Here is a 17,664-nt window from a genome sequence, read left to right as displayed (position 1 = left end):
AGGAGTTCGAGGGCGGCAGCATGCAGTCCCGGCTCCTCGCCGCGTATCTGCGCCGCACGGTCCGCCCCTTCCTCGGCGTGTGGGCCCGGACCCACACCCTGCCGTGGCCCATGTCCGTGGTCGACCAGGCCGGCCGGCTCCTCCCGCCGGTGGGAGACACCACCGTCGCGCCCGTGCGGCTAGACGAGTGTCGGGCCGAGTGGATTCGCACGGACAGCCCCCGTCGTGTCGGCGCCGACGGCAGATCGGAGCGCCCGACCCGCCGCGCGGACCGCGACCGCGTGATCCTGTACCTCCACGGCGGCGCCTTCGTGGTGTGCGGCCTCAACAGCCACCGACGCCTCATCTCGCGCATCGCCCAGTCCACCGGTGCCGACGTGCTGTCGGTCGACTACCGGATGATGCCGCGCAACCCCATCTCGCACGCGGTGGAGGACGGGGTCGACGGCTTCCGCTACCTGCTCGACGCGGGATACCTGCCCGAGCAGATCTTCATCGCAGGGGACTCCGCCGGCGGTTACCTTGCGTTCATGGTGGCGCTCGCCCTGCAGAGCCAGGGTCTGCCGCCCGCGGGCGGCATCATCGCCCTGTCTCCGCTCACCGATCTCGATCCGACGCGGAAGATGTTGCATCCCAACGCGTCTCTCTGTTCGGTCTTCCCCAAGGGTGCCGTGCCGGCGCTCACGAAACTGGCGGACGAGGTCGAGGCCCGAATCGTCGTGGACGGCAGGCGTGGTCCGCGCGTGTGTCCCGTCGACGCCGACCTGTCCGCCCTCCCTCCGGTCCTCATCCAGGTCGGATCCACCGAGATGGTCTACGCCGACTCGGAACTGATGGCGGAGCGCCTGGCGGACGCCGGAATCGAGTGCCGTCTGCAGGTGTGGCAGGACCAGGTGCACGTGTTCCACGCCGCGGACTTCGTTCCCGAATCCGCGCGCGCGATCTCGGAGATCGCCGTGTTCGTCGACGAACAGGTTCGCCGCGGCACAGTTCCCCTGGCCGGCACCGGGACATGATCACGACACCGACCCAAACCGCCCTGTAGGTGTGGACGGTCGGTTACATTCACGCCATGGCTGTCAGCGGAAACAGAGAAGTCGAGATCGAGGCACCACCGGCCGACGTGCTCGCGGTCATCGCGGACCTCGAAGGCCTGCCGGCGTGGTCGTCGATCCACAAGAAGGTGTCGGTGCGTGAGCGTGACGACCAGGGTCGCCCCGTCCTCGCCGAGATGACCGTCGCCGTCATGGGATTCACCGACGAGCAGGTGCTGCGCTTCACGTGGTCCGACATGTCGGTGGCGTGGGACGTCGTCGAGAGCACCCAGCAGAAGTCGCAGCACGCGGAGTACCGCCTCAGCGAGACCGACAAGGGCACCCACCTCGAGTTCGAGATCACGCTCGACCCGAAGATCCCCGTGCCGGGGTTCATCATCAAGCGCGGGACCAAGTCCGTTCTCGAGACGGCGACCGACGGACTTCGCCAGCAGATCGTCGGCTGACGGCCCGTCAGTCTCGGGCGGCCAGCACCGCTTCGTAGAGCGCGCGCTTGGACACGTCCGCCGCCGTCGTGGCGGCCACCCGTGCGCACGCGTCCTTGAGGCCGAGCCCGGCGGAGACGAGATCCTCCACCTCGGCGACGAGGTCGGCGGGATCCGCGCTGACGGGCTCGGCCCCGGCCAGGACCACCGTGATCTCGCCGCGCACCCCGTCGGCGGCCCACGCGGCCAACTCCCCCAGCGTTCCTCGCTTCACTTCCTCGTAGGTCTTGGTCAACTCCCGGCACACCGCGGCGCGCCGATCCGGGCCCAGTACCTCGGACGCGTCGGCGAGACAGTCGGCGATGCGGTGCGGGGCCTCGAAGAACACGACGGCGCGACTCTCCGTCGCCAGTGTGCGCATCCACGCCTGCCGGGGACCACGCTTGCGAGGGGCGAAACCGTCGAAGCAGAAGCGCTCGACCGGCAACCCCGACAGGGCCAGCGCGGTGGTCACGGCGGACGGCCCGGGCAGGCAGGTCACGCCGATCCCCGCCTCCGCGCACGCGGCGACCAACCGGTAGCCCGGATCGCTCACGGAGGGCATACCGGCGTCGGTGACCAGCAGGACCCGCCGTCCCTCACGCATCTCGGCGAGCAACAGCGGAACCCGATCGACCTCGACCTGGTCGTAGAAGCTGACGACCCGGCCGGTGATCTGGACACCGAGTGCCGTGGCCAGCGACTTCGTGCGACGCGTGTCCTCCGCGGCCACGACGTCGGCCGTGGCCAGTGCGTCGCGCAGTCGAGGCGACGCGTCTGCGGGGTCCCCCATCGGTGTCGCACCGAGTACCAGCACGCGTCGTCCTCATCTCGCTCGTCGGTCACGACCGCGGTCGCCGTCGCCACCTAGCCTACGATCGAAGGGTGACCCTCGTGACCGCGCGTATCCCCACCGGTCGCGACGGTTCCGACGAGTACCTCACCGCGCCGCGCCCGGCTCTCCCGCCCGCGGTGTTCGGGCCCACCGACCGCATGCGCGGATGGATCGTCACCGCGGTCCTCACGGTCCTCGCAGCCGTCACCCGCTTCACGATGCTCGGCTATCCGACCGACGCCGGCACCCCGGTCTTCGACGAGAAGCACTACGCCCCGCAGGGCTACCAGGTACTCACCGGCGGCGGTGTCGAGGACAACCCGGCCTACGGACTCGTCGTGCACCCGCCCGTCGGCAAGCAGCTGATCGCGGTCGGGGAGGCACTGTTCGGCTACACCGGATGGGGCTGGCGGCTGTCGTCGGCCGTCTTCGGAGTGGTCCTCGTGCTCCTCGTCGTCCGCATCGTGCGCCGCATGACGCGCTCGACTCTGTTGGGTGCGATCGCCGGGATCCTCATGATCGTCGACGGCGTCACGTTCGTGACGTCCCGAGTCGGCATGCTCGACATCTTCATGGTGGTGTTCGTCGTCGCCGCGTTCGGCGCTCTGGTCCGCGACCGGGACGATGTCCGGGAGCGGTTGCACCGGGTCGCCGTCGAGGGCCGCACGGAGATGACCACGTGGGGCCCGCGTCTCGGCGTCCGCTGGTGGCGGTTCGGCGGCGGACTCCTGCTCGGTCTGGCGTGCGGAACGAAGTGGTCGGGCATCTACTTCGTCGCATTCTTCGGACTGCTCAGCGTCGCCTTCGACGTCGCGGCGCGTCGCCAGTACGGGGTCACCCGGCCGTGGGTCGGCACCGCCGTGCGCGACGTCGGACCCGCGCTGTACGCGCTCGTGGCCATTCCGCTCGTCGTCTATCTGGCCACCTACGCCGGCTGGTTCGCGAGCGAGACCGGCGTCGACCGGAACGCCGTGGGCACCGACATCGGGACGGGAGGGCCGTTCTCGTTCGTGCCCGCCGCCCTGCGTTCGCTCTGGTACTACAGCGGCAACGTCCTCGACTTCCACGCCGGGCTGACCAACTCGGCCGGCAACCGCCATCCGTGGGAGTCCAAGCCGTGGACGTGGCCGATGGGTCTGCGGCCGATGCTCTACTACTTCGCCGACGGGCAGCAGATCACCGGCTGTTCGACGGGCGGCAACTGCGTCAAGGCCGTCATGCTCATCGGCACGCCCGCTCTGTGGTGGGTCGCGTTCCCGATGCTCGGCTGGGCGCTGTGGAGCACCGTGGCCCGCCGCGACTGGCGCTACGCCGCCGTCCTCGTCGGCTACGGCGCCGGCATCCTGCCGTGGTTCCTCACCCTCGACCGCCAGATGTACTTCTTCTACGCCGCAGCGCTCGCGCCCTTCCTCGTCATGGGCGTCACCCTCGTCCTCGGCGACATCCTCGGTCGAGGACTCCGCGGTGGACAGGGGCGTGAGGGGCCGGGGCGCGAGCGCCGCACGCTCGGCCTGCTGCTCGTCTCGCTGTACGTCGCCGTGGTGATCGCCAACTTCGTGTGGCTCTGGCCGATCCTCACGGGTCTGCCCATCAGTCAGGAGACGTGGCAGCAGCAGCTCTGGTTGCCGAGCTGGCGCTGACCGCTCAGAGCTCGGTGCGCCCGGCCTTCGTCAGCCGGAGACGTCGACGGCGCTGCGTGAGCACCAGCGGATCGTGTGACAGATCGCGGTAGAGCGACACCGACAGCCCGATCATCACCAGGACGAACGGCGCCGCGGCGATGATCGTCATCGTCTGCAGACCGTTGAGTGCGTCCGCGCCGCCGGTCCACAGGATGATCGCGGCGGTGCCACCGGTGATGGCTCCCCAGAACACGACGACCCAACGGCTGGGCTCGAGCGTGCCGCGCTGGCTGAGGGTGCCCATGACCATGGACGCCGCGTCTGCGCCGGAGACGAAGAAGACGGCCACCAGAATCATCACGACGACCGTGGACAGCCCGAAGAGCGGCAGGTTCTCGAGCATGCCGAACAGCTGGGACTCGCTGCTGCCACGCGCGGCCAGGTCGATGCCGTCGCGCTGTTCGCCGATGCCGGCGCCGCCGAAGATCGAGAACCACACCAGGCTCACGGCACTGGGGATCACGATGACACCGATGATGAACTCGCGGACGGTGCGGCCACGGCTGATGCGGGCGAGGAACATGCCGACGAAGGGGGTCCAGGAGACCCACCAGGCCCAGTAGAAGATCGTCCACGAGGACAGCCACGAGGCGGTCTCCGGATCGGACGACGCCGCCGAGCGCGCCGACATGTGGAACAGCTGGCTCGCGTAGTCGCCGATGGTGGTGGGGATCAGGTTGAGGATCAGCACCGTCGGGCCGAGCACGAACACGAAGAGTGCGAGGACGAGCGCCAGCACCATGTTGATGTTGGACAGCCACTGGATGCCCTTGGCGACGCCGGAGACCGCGGACGCGACGAAGGCGAGGGTCAGCAGCGCGACGATGGCGACCAGCAGGAGAGTGCCGGCCTCACCGAGCCAGCCGATGACCTCGACGCCCGAACCGATCTGCAGCGCACCGAGTCCGAGCGAGGCGGCGGTACCGAACAGCGTCGCGAAGATGGCGAGGATGTCGATGACCTTGCCGATCGGGCCCTCGGCGCGGCGGCCGAGGAGCGGCAGGAAGGCAGAGCTGATGAGCTGACGACGGCCGCGGCGGTAGGTGCTGTACGCGACGGCGAGTCCCATGACGGCGTAGATGGACCACGGATGCAGGCTCCAGTGGAACATCGTGGTGGCCATGGCCGTTCCGACACTGCTGTCGGTACCGGGCGGCGGAGTGACGAAGTGTGTCAGCGGCTCGGAGACGCCGTAGAACATCAATCCGATGCCCATGCCGGCGCTGAACATCATGGCGATCCAGCTGACGGTCCTGAACTCCGGCTTCTCCCCGTCCTTGCCGAGCGGGATGCGTCCGTACTTCGACACCGCCAGGTAGATGCAGAAGAGCACGAAGCCGGTGGCCGAGATGATGAACAGCCAGCCCATGTTGGTGACGAGCCAGTCCAGCATCGAGGACGTGACGTTCTCGAGGCTGGTCGGCCCGGCCAGTCCCCAGACGATGATGCCCGTGACGACGGCGGCCGCGACGCCGAACACGACGGGGTCGAGAGTGGCGCGCCGCGGCGCCGGTTCCTGCGACCCGGGGTCCTGCGCATCGGGGTGCGCGGAGGTGGGCAGTACGGCGGATGCCGCGGACGAGGGAACGTCCGCGGCATCATCGCGTGGGGTGTCAGCCGGTCCTGTGTCCGTGTCCATACGCGATGTCATGAGACGTCACGTTGCTCGCCTCGACGCCCCGGTGCAAGTTCACGGACTGTTTTCGCTGGTCAGGACGATACGCGTGCACGCGACTTCGGACGGCGGAATGCGCGGTCGACACTGTACGTGCCCGAGCCGACGGCCGCGAGGAGAAGCGCACCGGCGCCGAGTGCGACGACCAGTTCCCAGCCCCCCTCGCCGACGAACACGCCCATGTCGAGGTGGACGAAGACGAGCGCGCCGACCATGTCGACGACCAGGAGCAGAGCGGCGACGGACGTCAGCACGCCCAGGATCAGAGCGGCTCCGCCGATGAGCTCGACGAAGGTGGCGAAGTACGCCGACACCTGCGGGGCCGGAATGCCCATGCCTTCGAAGCCGGCGGTGGTGGCATCGAGCCCGTTGGTACGCAGTTTCTGCCACCCGTGGGCGACGAACACGACGCCCAGGGCGATGCGCGCAACGAGTGCGGCGATGTCTCGAACGACGACAGGTGTCTTCACAGTGATCCTCTGATGGGTGGGCGGGATGCGGGTCGGGGTGGATTCGGGATGACGATGACACACTTTAAGTTGAAGCGTCAACCTCACTGGTGTCAGGAGTCCGCGAGCGCCGTCCGCACGTAGCGCAGAGCCACCTCGTCGTCGATGCCGGCGCGACGCGCCGCGCGGACGTACTCCGTGGCCGCGAGTTGCACTGCCCCGGCCGAAGGATCGCCGCCGGCCGCCACGAAGGTGCCCGACCGCCCCCGGGTCTCGATCACGCCGTCCTTCTCGAGTTCGCGGTACGCCTTCGCCACCGTGTTGGGAGCGAGGTCCAGCGTCGCCGCGAGAGCCCGCACCGTCGGCAGTTTCGATCCCGCGATGAGCTGTCCCGACCGCACCGCGGCGACGATCTGCGACCGCACCTGGTCGAACGGCGCCGTCCCCGACGCACCGTCGATCGTGAACCTCACCGGTCCCACTCCCGCCATACTTGCTCCATGTCCGTCACGATCTATCACAACCCCCGGTGCTCGACGTCCCGCAACGTACTCGCGGCCATCCGCGACGCGGGGGTGGAGCCGACCATCGTGCCCTACCTGACCACCCCGCCGGACGAGGCGACGTTGCGAGCCCTCATCTCCGACGCCGGCCTCACCCCGCGCACCGCGGTGCGCAAGCGCGAGACACTGTATAAGGAACTCGATCTCGCGAATGCCGACGACGAGACGGTGCTGCGCGCCATGCTGACGCATCCGGTGCTCATCGAGCGACCCTTCGTGGTCGGCGAGAAGGGCACCGTCCTGGCGCGCCCGGCGGCCACGGTGAGCACGGTCCTCTAGCCGGCCGGACATCAGCGGGAAGGCCGGAGGCCGGCCGGAGGTCAGCGGGAAGGCCGGAGGCCGGCCGGACATCAGACGGGATCGCGGGCGACGGGGCAGGACATGCAGCGGGGTCCGCCGCGGCCTGATCCCAGTTCCGATCCCGAGATGCGCAGCACCTCGATGCCCGACGCCTCGAGGCGCGCGTTGGTCTCGACGTTGCGTTCGTACGCGACGACGACGCCGGGAGCCAGTGCGAGCGTGTTGTTCCCGTCGTCCCACTGCTCACGTTCGGCGGTGACGTTGTCGAGTCCGGTGTCGATGACCCGCAGTTTGCCGATTCCCATGGCGTCGGCCGCGGCGTCGAGGAACGGGCCCGCGCCGGTGATGGTCACACCGGTGTCCTCGCGGCGAATCGTGAACGCGGACAGCGTGTCCTGGATGATCGGGTACATCACCACCGCGTCGGTGTCGACCATCGTGCACACGGTGTCCAGATGCATCGACGCCCGTTCCTGCGCGATGGGAACCACGAGCACGGTGTGCGCGAGGTCGTCGTCGAAGAGGCTGCGTGCGAGCGCTTCGGCACCGGCGGGCGTGGTGCGTTCTCCGACTCCCACGGCGACGACGCCGGGTGCCATGAGCAGCACGTCGCCGCCCTCCACGGGCGCGGTGTGCGACTCGTAGGCCCGGCGCACGCCGAGGAATCGTGGGTGGAAGGCGTAGATCAGGTCCGTCAGCGACGTCTCGCGGGCGCGTGCACGCAGCGCCAGCGACGTGATCGCGACGCGTTGCTGGATCCAGAACGACGAGTCGCGGGTGAACAGCAGGTTCGGGAGCGGCTCGATGACGAAGTCGCCGCCGTGGTGCATGCGCCGGACCAACGAGACACCCGAGTCGTCGGCTACCGGCAGTTCGTCGAAGGTCATGCCCGCCATCAGCACGGTCGCCAGTTCGGGTGCGGGCAGGCCGCGGAGGTAGGTCGCCAGATCCCGGGCGAGCACGTGTCCGAGCCGGCGGGGCTCCACCGCGGCGGCGACACCCTGCACGCGTGCGGCACCGCTGAGGGCCAGGGTCTCGGTCAGCAGATCACCGAGCAGGAGGACCTCGACACCGCGTCCTCGCAGCAGGTCGGCGAAGGCGTCGTGCTCGTCGCGAGCGCGGTCCACCCACGGCAGCCCGTCGAACAGCAGCTGATCGTTGTTACGGGGGGTGAGCCGGCGCAGCTCGTCGCCCGGGCGGTGCAGCATGACCGTCCGCAGCGTTCCCACCTCGGAATCCGCTCCCAGCGGAGCCGTCGCGTCCATGCCAGAACGGTAGTGCGTGCGCGCCGACTCGGCACGCGCTCCGCCGCGACACGCGCGTGAGGTCAGCGCAGCAGTCGGGAGAAGTAGTCGTTGGCCGCCTGCATGGTCATCTCGTAGGGGCGCGCGAACTTGCGCGAGACCCAGTACCCCACCCGGATGTCGTTGCTCGAGTAGACGAGGAAGTGCCGCTTCGCCATCCCGGTCAGGATCTTCTCCGCGACCGTCTCGGGCGACACGGCGTGGGCCTCGAAGCGTGCGGTCAGCTTCGTCACGCGTGGGTCGTCCCGATCCACGCCGGCGATGTCCACCGTCTCGACGAGCGGTGTCCGCACCGCCCCGGGGACCACGAGCGAGACGTCGATGCCGTGCCGGGCGAGGTCGTAGCGCAACACCTCGGACATGCCGCGCACGCCGAACTTGCTGGCGCTGTACGCCGCGTGCCACGGATACGCGAGCAGGCCGGCCGACGACGACACGTTGACCAGGTACCCACCGCGACCCGCCGCGATCATCGGGGGAACGAAGCACTGGGTGACGTGGATCGGGCCCATCAGGTTGATGTCGATCAGCGCCTTCCACGTCTCGTGGGCCATGTTCTCGACGGTGCCCCACGCGGAGATCCCGGCGACGTTCATGACGACGTCGACACTCCCCACCTCGGCGTGCACGGCGTCGGCGAACGAGGCGACGGCGTCGTGATCGGAGACGTCGAGCGCACGCGAGGCGACGACGCTGCCGCCGTTCTCGGCGATGGTGGCGGCCGTGGCGGCCAGTCCCGCCTCCGCGATGTCGGTGACGACCAGCCGCGCCCCACGCCGCGCGGCCTCGATGGCCGTGGCGCGGCCGATGCCGCTGGCGGCGCCGGTGACCAGCACGATCGACCCCTCGAGGTCGGTCCACGACCGCCGCGGACGTCTCCCTCTCAGCCTGCTCTGCACCATCGCGTCGCACTCCCCCCTCGCCGGCCTGCTGTGGTCCCCGACACTACCGGTCGACGTGCGCGCTCCGACTTGTCAGAGGACCGACGACCGGCGCAGAATCTGCCACCATGGCGTTGATCTCGAAGGGCTTCGTGGGCCGCCGACGCGGCGACGACGGCCGGACTCCCCCCGGCCAGTATCTGACCGACGACTTTCCGGTTCTCGCCATCGGGCCCGCGCCCGTGGTCGCGACCGACACGTGGTCGTTCTCGATCACGTCCGAGACCGGTGAGACCCGGGCCTGGACGTGGGACGAGGTGGCGGCGCTGCCGCACGAGACCCCGACGGTCGACATCCACTGCGTCACCAAGTGGTCGAAGCTCGACACCTCGTGGAACGGCGTGAGCCTCGACGTGCTGCTGGACGGTCTCGACACCGAGGCCGGGTACGTCGTCGTCCACGGCTTCGACGGATACACCACCAATCTGCCCCTCGAGGACCTGCGCGACGGGAAGGCGTGGCTCGTCACCGAGTTCGACGGAGAGCCGCTCGCACGCGAACACGGCGGTCCCGCACGGCTTCTCGTGCCGCACCTGTATTTCTGGAAGTCGGCGAAGTGGGTCTCGCGCATCGAGCTCACCGAGGAGAACGAACAGGGATTCTGGGAGCGCGGCGGCTATCACGACTACGGCGACCCGTGGCGCGAGCAGCGATACCAGGGCGACTGACGTGACCACCGGATCCACGGCCGGGGTGGGGATCGGGGCCAGGCCCTGGCTCGTCGCGACGGTGCTCGAGGTGCGGCGCGAGACACCGACCGCCTCGACGCTGGTGCTCGACGTCGACGGCTGGCCGGGACATCTCGCCGGACAGCACGTCGACGTGAAACTGACCGCCGAGGACGGGTACAGCGCGCAACGTAGCTACTCCCTCGCCTCCGCTCCGGACGGCACGTCGCGCATCGAGATCGCGGTGCAGAACGTCGCGGACGGCGAGGTGTCCCCCTACCTCGTCGGCGCCGTCGAGGTGGGCGACCGGTTCGAGATCCGCGGACCCGTCGGCCGGTGGTTCGTCTGGCGGCCGTCGACACCCACCGAGACGCCGTCACCGCCCGTCCTGCTGGTGGGCGGGGGCTCGGGCATCGTTCCGCTCCGAGCGATGGTCCGCGCGCAGGCCGCGGCGGGATCGAGCGGCGGCCGGGTGCCGTTCCGCGTGCTGTACTCGGTCCGCGAACCGGCGGAGGTGTACTTCGCCGACGAGTGGGCGCACCCGCCCGCGGGAGTCGACGTCACCACGCTCTACACGCGGCGCGCTCCCACCGGCTCCCCCAGGCCGCTCGGCCGCATCACGATCGAGGATCTCGACGCACACGGGTGGCCCGCCGAGTTCGAGCCGCGGTGCTACATCTGCGGACCCACGAGCTTCGTCGACACGGTCGCGGACATGCTGGTCGCACGGGGACATTCGCCGGCGAACATCCGCACGGAGCGCTTCGGTCCCAGCTGACACCCGACCCCGCCCGGCCGATGTCAGAGGCGGGTAGTCATCTCGTCCTGGTAGTCCCGGACGGTGCGCTCGATGCGTGCAGCATCGTCGTCGTCTCCGCGCTTGCGCGCGTCGTCCGCCCGTGACTGCAGAACGCGAATGGCCTTGCGCAGCTCGTTGTCGGACATGCGGCGGTCGGCGCGCTCGCGCGTGGCGATGTCTTCCATGGTTCTCTCCCGACGTCACTCGTGCAGTCGACACACCACATCGTGTGTCCCACGTCACAGTGTGCGCCGAGACAGCGCCGAACGCTAGTGGCTGCTGGAGACGCCGCTGGTGGTGTCGGCGGCGGCCGCGCGATCACGCACGAAGCTCGACAGGCTCCGCGACGCGAACTCACGGAAGTACGGGAGCTTCGCGGGCGGCACGAGCGAGGGCAGGATCGTGTGCCAGACCTGCTCCATGCGCACCGCGGCACCGTCGAGGCGCGCCGTGCCCTCGGCGACCATCAGCACACCGCTGAGCATCTCCGAGACCAGGCAGGACGCGGTCTCGGCATCCAACGAGTCGATGACGTCCCCGTGCTCGATCGCGCGCTCGAAGAGATGCGAGAAGATGTTCTGCCAGGTTCCGAAGACGCTTCCCCGCGTGGGGTCCGGTGCGTCCACCTCGAGCTGCAGGCGGTACATGATGCGCACCAGGTTGTCGGTATTGGCAAGGTCCAGAACGGAATACGTGATTCCGATGACGGATTCCAGTGCGGGAGAACGGCTGTCGACCATTCCGGTGCAGGCGGCAGCGACACGCTCGCGACCCTCGTCCACGAGCGCGCGAGCCAGCTCCTCCTTGGAGGCGAAGTGGAAGTACAGCGCGCCCTTGGTCACACCCGACTCCGCCGAGACCTGGCTCAGGGTCGCCGTGGCATGGCCGACCCGCAGGAACAGATCGGCGGCAGCCCGCAGGGCCGCGGACCGCGTTGCCTCTGCACGTAATTGCCTGACCATTGTTACTCCCCACTAGTCACGCGCGTTCGGACCAGAACTCCGAACCGCCGGTGTGAATCCCGTGTCACACCCTTCTACTGCGCGTGATCATGATAAGCACAGGTTGGACCCGAACACGGGCGCAAAATGCACTCGAGACAAAATCACAACGACGACCGGTGCGCGAGCGAGTCCGAGCACCGCTCCGGTGCCGTCTACTCGTCGGTAGGTTCCTTATCGCGCGTAGAGCCGACTTCTCGTTCGTCGTTTCTGGACGTCGGCGCACGTCATTGCAGCAGGACCGACACGAAGATCTCGACATTCCCGTCGGGCGAGAGGCATTCGAACTCCACCCCTCCGGCCCGCACGATCGACCCGTCGGCAATGGCGTCCTCGGCCTGCGACCACGCGTCCTCGGCGCGGTCGGGCAGCGTCATCGAGGGCGTGAAGACGGCGAACGCTCCTGACGGAAGCGTGACGAAGACGTCGCCGACGGGGACCTCGTCGACGTGTCGGCGAGGAACTCCGACGACCACGTTGCACACACCACGCTGATCCGGGACGTAGACGGTGTAGACGTCGGCGCCCTCCGGTTCGCGTTCGCGGATGCGTTCGCGCAGGAACACGACGAGGTCACTGGCGCTGCCCTCGGGGCCGGGATCGACACCGGGCACGACCAGCCCTCCGAACACCTCGCTGGGCCGGGCGACGAGACGGAAGGTCATCCCGCACCGCCGATGCCCCGCGAGCCCGGCGTCTCGACCGGAACGTACATCTCGATCTTGTACGCGTGGGGATACACCTCGAACTCGCCGGTGAAGGCACGAGTGAAGGCTCCCATCTCCTCCGCGTGCGTGATCTCGTTCCACAGCGTCGTCAGGACCTTCGGAAAATTGCCGACCGCGGAGAATTTCGCGTAACGCCCCGCCGGCACACGCGCCACGATGTGGCCGCGGCGCACGTCACCGTCGACGACGCGGTACCCGACGATCTGCGTGCTGTAGGACCCGATCGCGGGAACGAAGTCGGTGTACACCGACCCGAGCGGTTCACCGATGTCCTGGTTCAGGATTCCCGACCACGCACGTTCGAGATTGGTGTCGTAGAGAGAGCCCAGCGCCCGTTTCGGGCTGCGCACAGGTAGACCCGCAACCCACGTTTCCGCGAGGTCGACGAATTCGATGGTCATGACGGGCTCCCGTGCAACGGCTTCGATGTCCGCGTAGTGATCACTGCCATTCCGGCGGACCGGCACTCGCGACCCCGCCCGGAGAAGTGACCGTCCGCCGAATACCACGACGCGCCCTCACCATACAGTGCCGCGTCAGGGGAGAACGGATACCCCGTGGGATCCGTCCATTCCTGCCGACGCCGGCAACGCCTCCGCGGGCGGCGGTGCATCGGATCGCCACTGCACCACCGCGGCTCCCGTCAGAATTGCTGTACCACCCGCGATTTGAGTGAGAGACACCGTCTCGCCGAGCAGGAGCCATGCCGCACCCACCGCGCACAGCACCTCGACCAGCGCGATCACCGACGCGGTCGAGGCCCCCAGCGCGCGGGACGCCATGATCCCGAAGACGTACGCGACGGCTGCGGAGACCAGGGCGAGCACCGCGACGGCCGTCCACCACGGCCACGCTCGGCCGTCGAGTGCGACGTCGTTGGTCGACACCTGCAACGGAACCATTCCCGACATTCCGGCAACGCCGACCACAATGGCGCCCACCGCAAGTCCGGCGGCCGAGAGCACCAACGGATCGACGGCGTCACCTTGTTTCGCGGACACCACGAAGTAGAAGGCGAGGCACACGGCCGCGGACAGCCCCCAGAGCACACCGACCGGATCGAACACGGCGCCGTCGAACACGTCGAGCACGACGAGCGCACCGCCGAGTGCGAGTGCCACGCCCGCCAGGGTCGCAGGCCGGGGGCATCGCCGAGTGGTGATCCAGATCCACCCGATCACCAGCACCGGCCCGAGGTACTCGAGCATGAGCGCGACACCGACCGAGAGGTGTTGGATCGCATTGAAGAAGCAGACCTGCGCTCCTGCCACCGCGATGACGCCGTACGCGACGACCGTGACGGGGGCGGACAGCATGCCGCGGAGTGCGCCGCGGCGCAGCAGGACGACCACGGGCAGCAATATCACCGCGCCGCCGACGATGCGAGCGAGCACCGCGGCCTCGGGCGACCACCCGGTGTCGGTCAGCGCCTTGGCGAACGGGCCCGACATTCCGAACGCGATCGCGGAGGTCACGGCGAATGCGACACCGGAACGGGAGGACACCATGAGCGACCCTTTCGAGGAACCGGTCACGGCGTCCGACGCGCTGTCATGACCGTAACTGTAGATTGGTCATGACAGTAGATACCCGCAAGGTCAGGAGTCAAATGCTTTTTGCTCATGACACACGCACCGCGCTCGTCTGGGCAGCGGCGCTGATCAACACGGCCGCGAACGGCGAAGACCACCTCCACGACACGAGCACCCTGTCCTCGATGCTCGACGAGCACGAGTGGACGGGGCGCCGTGACGGCACGCAGGAGGAACTCGACGCCGTGTGCGCACTGCGCCCGGCCTGGCGAGCGCTGTGGGAGACGGGCGAACCCGACGCGGTCGTGCCCGTCGTCAACGCGATGCTGGCCGCATCGGACGCGCGGCCGTACCTCACCCGCCACGGTGACTGGGGCTGGCACATGCACGTCAGCGACGACGATGCGCCCCTCGCCGATCGCATGACGGCCGAGACCGCCGTCGCCCTCGCCGACATGGTGCGGTCGGACGAGCTCGAGCGGCTCCGTCTGTGCGACGCACCGGACTGCGACGCGGTGCTCGTGGATCTCTCCCGCAACCGATCGAGGCGGTACTGCGACACCGGAAACTGCGGCAACCGCGCCAATGTCGCCGCGTACCGGGCTCGCAAGCGGAGCTGACCCCGGCCGGTTTCCGGTGAACCGATATTCGCACGAATATGCGGTTTCCGACCGGCGCGACGAGACGAGAGGACCAGCCGCCGGGTGACGGTTCGGCGATAACCGCAGTTCGCGTCAGCGGTTGTGTCACAACATCATCCGGATCCGCTGCCGCTTTGACGACGTCCAGGGACGGGGTTACCGTCGGTGATCGCGGTGGCCCGCCGGGTCGCACGCCTCATCGCTTCTCCTCGTCTCGGGAGTCCCATCATGTCGATCTCGACGTCCCTCGACGGGCGGGTACAGAGCCACACCCGCGCTCACCTGTCCGAGTCTCGTGCACGCGTGGCCGCCATGCTGGGCGACATCGTGGAGGACCGCTCTCTCGGAGCCAGGCTGTGGTCGACCGAGGACGTCGAGTATCTCAACTGCGGTGGCTACGGGACCCTCCTGCTCGGTGCTCGGCATCCCCGCGTCGTCGACGCCGTGATCGCCCAGCTCGGTCGCCATCCCGTCGCCACCCGCACTCTGCTCGAACCTCGGGTGGCCGAGGCCGCGGCGGCACTGGCGGCGCGTCTGCCGGATCCGTTGTCGAAGGTGTACTTCGGCGCCTCCGGAACCGAGGCGACAGAGGCCGCCGTCAAGATGGCCTGCAGCGCCGGCCACCACCGACTGATCGGGGCGAGCCGCGGCTACCACGGCAAGACCCTCGGCGCACTCGCCCTCACGGCGAATCCGTCGTATCAGAACCCGTTCCGTCGGCTGTTCACCGCGGCGACCACCGTGCCGTACGGCGACAGCCACGCATTGTCGGACGCTCTCGGCGACGACGCCTCCGATACCTGTGTGGTCCTCGAGCCCGTGCAGGGCGAGGGCGGGGTCGTGCTGCCGCCCCGCAACTACCTCGCGGTCGCCTCGGCGCTGTGCCGTGAACGCGGTGCACTCCTCGTGATCGACGAGATCATGACCGGGCTGGGACGCACCGGCCTGATGTGGGAGAGCGAGCGGGATGCCGTCGAGGCGGACATCGTCCTCGTGGGAAAGAGTCTGGGCGGCGGCGTGATTCCCGTGTCGGCCGCCGTCGCGACACCGCGCGCCTTCCGTGCGTTCGACATCGACTTCGGCATCCACACGTCGACCTTCTCCGGTGCGCCGCTGGGGATGGCGGCTGCGTGCGCCGCGCTCGAGGTCATCGACGACGAGAAACTGGTGGCGCGCTCCGCCCGGACGGGTGCCCGACTCCTCGACGAGTTACGTCTGCTCGCGGCGGATGTCGGGCCTGTGGAGGTCCGCGGTCGTGGGCTGCTCATCGGGCTCGACTTCGGCGACGCGGGTATCGCCGGCCGGTTCCTGCTCGCACTGCTCGACCGACGCGTCGTGGCCAACCACTCCCTCAACGCCAGTCCCGTCGTGCGCTTCACACCCCCGGCCACGATGACCGAGGCGGATGTCGACTGGATGCTCAGCGCCGTCGCCGGGGCGCTGCGCGAGACGTACTCGAAAGGACACCTGTGACGATCCTGCTGACCGGCGCCTCCGGCGTCGTCGGACTGCCGACGCTCCGCGCCCTCACCGAGGACCACGACGTGATCGTGCTGGAAGGTCGACGCGCCGTGCATCACTCGGGGGTCACCGTCCGCGGTGATCTCCGTGCGCCGCACCTCGGTCTCGACGATCGGACGTGGTCCACCCTCACCCGCGACGTGAACACCGTCGTGCACTGCGCGGGCGTCGTGGACTTCGGAGCGGACGACGAGTCCACTCGCGCCGTCAACGTCGACGGCGTCCGCCACGTCGTGGAACTGGCCCGAGAAGCGTCGGCACGCCTGGTGCATGTGAGCACCGCCTTCGTCGAGCAGCCCGTGATCGCCGACGTGACAGGCGGACTCGCCACCATGCACCCCGGTGCGTACATCGCCAGCAAGAGAGACGGCGAGAACGTCGTGCGGAGCAGCGGCCTCGACTGGACCATCGTCCGCCCGTCCATCGTGTGCGGCGATTCCGTGACCGGCGAGATCTCCGAGTTGCAGGGGCTGCACACCCTCGTGCGCGCCTTCCTGCGCGGGACGTTGCCGGTGGTCCTGTGCGAGGACGCGCTGCAGTACGACTTCGTACCGTGCGACGTGGTCGCACGGTCGATCGCGACGGTGGTGGCGCACCCACAGCGGTACGACCGGGAGCACGTGTGGGTCACCAGTGGGGCCGCGGCACTGGACATCGACTCCCTCGTCGCCGTGCTGGTCGACGAGGCCACTCGCCTCGGCGTCGCGGTGGACGCGCCTCGTCGGCTGCATCCGGACGTGTTCCAGCGCCTGTGGAGGCCGGCCTTCTTCGATCTGCTCGATCCCGCGTCGCAGACGAAGTTCGCCAACCTCCTCGCCTCCGTCGCGAACCTGTTCAATACCAGCCCATTTCCCACGTCACTGGGTTCGGGGCCCCTCCCGCCCGTACAGACGGCGGACACCATCGAACGTTCCGCTCGACTCACCGCCCGGCACCTGGTGTCTCGCTCCCCCGGCGCCTATCCCGTCCTGCAATCCGCCTGATCGTGTTCCCAGTCGAGGAGTTCTCATGTCCCCCAGCATCATCAGTGTGCTCGCCACCCTCACCGGGGTCACCCCGGACGACGTGTTCGCTCGGGTCAGCGACTTCGCGTCGTTCGGGGACCACGTGCCGATGGTCGACCGCATCACCGTGACGGATCCCGAGTCGCAGGATGCGACCGGACACGTCCGGTCGTCGTCGTGGTCGACCCACTTCCGAGGCGGGCTGCTGCAGTGGATCGAGACGGACACCGTCGACGTGGCCGGGCGCACCGTCACCTTCGAACAGTCGAGCGGCGACCTCGGATCGTTCGGCGGCCGGTGGGCGGTGCGGGAGACCGGCGACGGCGCCGTGGAGATGGCGTTCGACGCCGCCGTCGACATCGGCATCCCGTCGATGGCCGACATGCTCAATCCAGTTGCCGCGCAGGAACTGGCCACCGCCGTGCACCAGATCGTCGACGGACTCTTCGGTTCCGGGGTCGTGTCCGTCGAGACAGGGTCGCGGCTCCCCCAGCGCTGACGG

General features: G+C 68.8%; 21 protein-coding genes. 10 read left to right on the top strand and 11 right to left on the bottom strand.

Features of this window, described 5'->3' with window-relative positions:
• Positions 1 to 20 precede the first annotated feature (20 nt).
• A complete protein-coding gene (locus HQ325_RS06815) occupies positions 21 to 1,016 on the top strand; it encodes an alpha/beta hydrolase (RefSeq protein WP_374107209.1) in 996 nt (331 codons plus the stop codon).
• Between the two features lie 56 nt (positions 1,017 to 1,072).
• Positions 1,073 to 1,501 (top strand): SRPBCC family protein, encoded by a 429-nt coding sequence (locus HQ325_RS06810; RefSeq protein ID WP_222627548.1) that lies wholly within the window; start codon positions 1,073 to 1,075, stop codon positions 1,499 to 1,501.
• A 7-nt stretch (positions 1,502 to 1,508) separates the two neighbouring features.
• Here HQ325_RS06810 and rsmI read toward each other — a convergent pair whose 3' ends face one another.
• On the bottom strand, positions 1,509 to 2,336 hold the full coding sequence (gene rsmI, locus HQ325_RS06805) for a 16S rRNA (cytidine(1402)-2'-O)-methyltransferase (RefSeq protein WP_308014283.1): 828 nt from the start codon (positions 2,334 to 2,336) through the stop codon (positions 1,509 to 1,511).
• 176 nt (positions 2,337 to 2,512) lie between these two features.
• Between rsmI and HQ325_RS06800 the strand changes: the two genes are divergently transcribed.
• Positions 2,513 to 3,994, top strand: a complete 1,482-nt coding sequence (locus HQ325_RS06800; protein WP_222628996.1) for a dolichyl-phosphate-mannose--protein mannosyltransferase — start codon at positions 2,513 to 2,515, stop codon at positions 3,992 to 3,994.
• Positions 3,995 to 3,998: 4 nt separating this feature from the next.
• Here the strand turns inward: HQ325_RS06800 and HQ325_RS06795 are convergent, their stop codons facing one another.
• The 3 genes from HQ325_RS06795 to HQ325_RS06785 all read right to left on the bottom strand — a co-directional run bounded on the left by HQ325_RS06795 (position 3,999) and on the right by HQ325_RS06785 (position 6,633).
• Positions 3,999 to 5,687: a BCCT family transporter gene (locus HQ325_RS06795; protein WP_261777714.1), complete on the bottom strand. Its 1,689-nt coding sequence runs from the start codon at positions 5,685 to 5,687 to the stop codon at positions 3,999 to 4,001.
• A gap of 59 nt (positions 5,688 to 5,746) precedes the next feature.
• Entirely contained in the window at positions 5,747 to 6,181 is a 435-nt protein-coding gene (locus tag HQ325_RS06790) for a DoxX family protein (RefSeq protein WP_222627546.1), read from the bottom strand.
• Between the two features lie 92 nt (positions 6,182 to 6,273).
• Positions 6,274 to 6,633: a GntR family transcriptional regulator gene (locus HQ325_RS06785; protein ID WP_222627638.1), complete on the bottom strand. Its 360-nt coding sequence runs from the start codon at positions 6,631 to 6,633 to the stop codon at positions 6,274 to 6,276.
• 27 nt (positions 6,634 to 6,660) lie between these two features.
• Between HQ325_RS06785 and arsC the strand changes: the two genes are divergently transcribed.
• On the top strand, positions 6,661 to 7,002 hold the full coding sequence (arsC, locus tag HQ325_RS06780; protein ID WP_027504100.1) for an arsenate reductase (glutaredoxin): 342 nt from the start codon (positions 6,661 to 6,663) through the stop codon (positions 7,000 to 7,002).
• A gap of 71 nt (positions 7,003 to 7,073) precedes the next feature.
• Here arsC and arcA read toward each other — a convergent pair whose 3' ends face one another.
• Positions 7,074 to 8,288: an arginine deiminase gene (gene arcA / locus HQ325_RS06775; RefSeq protein ID WP_027504489.1), complete on the bottom strand. Its 1,215-nt coding sequence runs from the start codon at positions 8,286 to 8,288 to the stop codon at positions 7,074 to 7,076.
• Between the two features lie 62 nt (positions 8,289 to 8,350).
• Positions 8,351 to 9,229, bottom strand: a complete 879-nt coding sequence (locus tag HQ325_RS06770; protein WP_222627542.1) for an SDR family oxidoreductase — start codon at positions 9,227 to 9,229, stop codon at positions 8,351 to 8,353.
• Positions 9,230 to 9,336: 107 nt separating this feature from the next.
• Here HQ325_RS06770 and HQ325_RS06765 point away from each other — a divergent pair, with 107 nt between their 5' ends.
• The gene (locus HQ325_RS06765; protein ID WP_222627540.1) at positions 9,337 to 9,936 is read left to right on the top strand and encodes a sulfite oxidase-like oxidoreductase; all 600 of its coding nucleotides are present in this window, start codon (positions 9,337 to 9,339) and stop codon (positions 9,934 to 9,936) included.
• A 1-nt stretch (position 9,937) separates the two neighbouring features.
• Positions 9,938 to 10,714 carry a ferredoxin reductase gene (locus HQ325_RS06760; RefSeq protein WP_308014282.1) on the top strand — a complete coding sequence of 259 codons (777 nt, stop codon included), beginning with the start codon at positions 9,938 to 9,940 and terminating at the stop codon, positions 10,712 to 10,714.
• 23 nt (positions 10,715 to 10,737) lie between these two features.
• Here HQ325_RS06760 and HQ325_RS06755 read toward each other — a convergent pair whose 3' ends face one another.
• The 5 genes from HQ325_RS06755 to HQ325_RS06735 form a co-directional block, all read right to left on the bottom strand.
• Positions 10,738 to 10,920: a hypothetical protein gene (locus HQ325_RS06755; protein WP_222629228.1), complete on the bottom strand. Its 183-nt coding sequence runs from the start codon at positions 10,918 to 10,920 to the stop codon at positions 10,738 to 10,740.
• Positions 10,921 to 11,004: 84 nt separating this feature from the next.
• Positions 11,005 to 11,697, bottom strand: coding sequence for a TetR/AcrR family transcriptional regulator (locus HQ325_RS06750; protein ID WP_222627538.1), 693 nt, complete (start codon positions 11,695 to 11,697; stop codon positions 11,005 to 11,007).
• Between the two features lie 266 nt (positions 11,698 to 11,963).
• Positions 11,964 to 12,401, bottom strand: a complete 438-nt coding sequence (locus HQ325_RS06745) for an effector binding domain-containing protein (protein WP_222627536.1) — start codon at positions 12,399 to 12,401, stop codon at positions 11,964 to 11,966.
• Entirely contained in the window at positions 12,398 to 12,865 is a 468-nt protein-coding gene (locus HQ325_RS06740) for an effector binding domain-containing protein (RefSeq protein ID WP_222627534.1), read from the bottom strand. The genes HQ325_RS06745 and HQ325_RS06740 overlap by 4 nt, the downstream gene beginning before the upstream one ends.
• 135 nt (positions 12,866 to 13,000) lie before the next feature.
• Positions 13,001 to 13,972: a DMT family transporter gene (locus HQ325_RS06735; RefSeq protein WP_222627532.1), complete on the bottom strand. Its 972-nt coding sequence runs from the start codon at positions 13,970 to 13,972 to the stop codon at positions 13,001 to 13,003.
• Between the two features lie 101 nt (positions 13,973 to 14,073).
• On the opposite strand from HQ325_RS06735, the gene HQ325_RS06730 reads away from it, so the two are divergent.
• The 4 genes from HQ325_RS06730 (at position 14,074) to HQ325_RS06715 (ending at position 17,661) form a co-directional block, all read left to right on the top strand.
• Positions 14,074 to 14,616: a CGNR zinc finger domain-containing protein gene (locus HQ325_RS06730; RefSeq protein ID WP_222627530.1), complete on the top strand. Its 543-nt coding sequence runs from the start codon at positions 14,074 to 14,076 to the stop codon at positions 14,614 to 14,616.
• A 249-nt stretch (positions 14,617 to 14,865) separates the two neighbouring features.
• Complete coding sequence (locus HQ325_RS06725) at positions 14,866 to 16,110, top strand: aspartate aminotransferase family protein (protein WP_222627528.1); 1,245 nt, start codon at positions 14,866 to 14,868, stop codon at positions 16,108 to 16,110.
• Positions 16,107 to 17,141 (top strand): SDR family oxidoreductase, encoded by a 1,035-nt coding sequence (locus HQ325_RS06720; RefSeq protein ID WP_222627526.1) that lies wholly within the window; start codon positions 16,107 to 16,109, stop codon positions 17,139 to 17,141. Before HQ325_RS06725 ends, HQ325_RS06720 begins: the two co-directional genes overlap by 4 nt.
• Positions 17,142 to 17,166: 25 nt before the next feature.
• Positions 17,167 to 17,661: an SRPBCC family protein gene (locus HQ325_RS06715; RefSeq protein ID WP_222627524.1), complete on the top strand. Its 495-nt coding sequence runs from the start codon at positions 17,167 to 17,169 to the stop codon at positions 17,659 to 17,661.
• The last annotated feature ends 3 nt before the right edge of the window (positions 17,662 to 17,664 follow it).

The organism is Rhodococcus sp. BP-349 (assembly GCF_019835845.1).
In the GTDB taxonomy this organism is placed as follows: domain Bacteria; phylum Actinomycetota; class Actinomycetes; order Mycobacteriales; family Mycobacteriaceae; genus Rhodococcoides.
The sequence above is the reverse complement of the archived record's forward strand: the minus strand, read 5'-3'. Positions and strand labels throughout refer to the sequence as shown.